1 protein-coding gene is annotated in these 1,307 nt (G+C 69.2%); it reads left to right on the forward strand.

Annotated features, from left to right (window positions below; translation table 11 throughout):
* Positions 1 to 1,307: L-serine ammonia-lyase (locus AC1Q5B_RS20430; RefSeq protein WP_492633279.1), on the forward strand; the 1,307-nt coding region annotated here is incomplete at its 3' end.

Genomic DNA, 1,307 nt, shown 5'->3' on the forward strand with positions numbered 1-1,307 from the left:
ATGGCAGTCAGCACGTTCGACCTGTTCAAGATCGGCATCGGTCCGAGCTCTTCGCATACGGTCGGACCGATGCGGGCGGCGGCGCGCTTCGTGGGCCGCTGGCTGGTCGATGCGGATCGGCTGCAGGACGTGGCGCGCCTCCGTGCCGAGGTGTTCGGCTCGCTGGCCCTGACCGGCCGCGGCCACGGCACCGACAAGGCCGTGCTGATGGGCCTGGAAGGCCATTACCCCAACGAGATCGACCCGGACCTCATCCCGCCGGCGCTGGCGCGCATCCGTGGGGAGAAACGCCTGATGCTGGGCGGCACCCACGCCGTCGCCTTCGATGAGAAGCGCGACCTGCTGATGAACAAGCGGCAGAAGCTGCCGTACCACACCAACGGCATGCGCTTCACTGCCTACGATGCGAACGAGGAGGTCATCGCCACGCGCGACTACTACTCCGTCGGCGGCGGCTTCGTGGTCAACCAGGACGATGCAGCCTCGGATCGCATCGTCGCCGACGAGACCCCGCTGCCCTACCCGTTCAGGAGCGGCGATGAGCTGCTGGCCCAGTGCCAGCGCAGCGGCCTGAGCATCGCCGCGCTGATGTTCGAGAACGAGAAGGCCTGGCGCAGCGAGGACGAGATCCGCGAAGGGCTGCGGGCGATCTGGGGCGCGATGCAGTCGTGCATGGCCCGCGGCATCCGCGAGGAAGGCACCCTGCCCGGCGGCCTGCATGTCTCGCGCCGGGCACCGGCGCTGCACCGCGAGCTGTCCGGCAAGCCGGAAGCGGCGATGCGCGATCCGCTGACCGTGCTGGACTGGGTCAACCTGTACGCGCTGGCGGTGAACGAGGAGAACGCGGCCGGCGGTCGCGTGGTCACCGCGCCGACCAACGGGGCGGCCGGGATCATCCCGGCGGTGCTGCATTACTACGACCGGTTCTGCCCGGGCAGCAACGAGGCGCGGGTGTTCGACTTCCTGCTGACCGCGGCGGCCATCGGCATCCTCTACAAGGAGAACGCCAGCATCAGCGGGGCCGAGGTCGGCTGCCAGGGCGAGGTGGGCGTGGCGTGCTCGATGGCCGCCGGCGGGTTGGTGGCGGCGCTCGGCGGCAGTCCGAGCCAGATCGAGAACGCGGCCGAGATCGGCATGGAGCACAACCTGGGCCTGACCTGCGACCCGATCGGCGGGCTGGTGCAGATCCCGTGCATCGAGCGCAACGCGATGGGCGCGGTGAAGGCGATCAACGCCAGCCGCATGGCCATGCGCGGCGATGGCAAGCACAAGGTCAGCCTGGACAAGGTGATCAAGACCATGCGCGA

The organism is Pseudoxanthomonas sp. GW835-FHT14C01 (genome assembly GCF_058793715.1).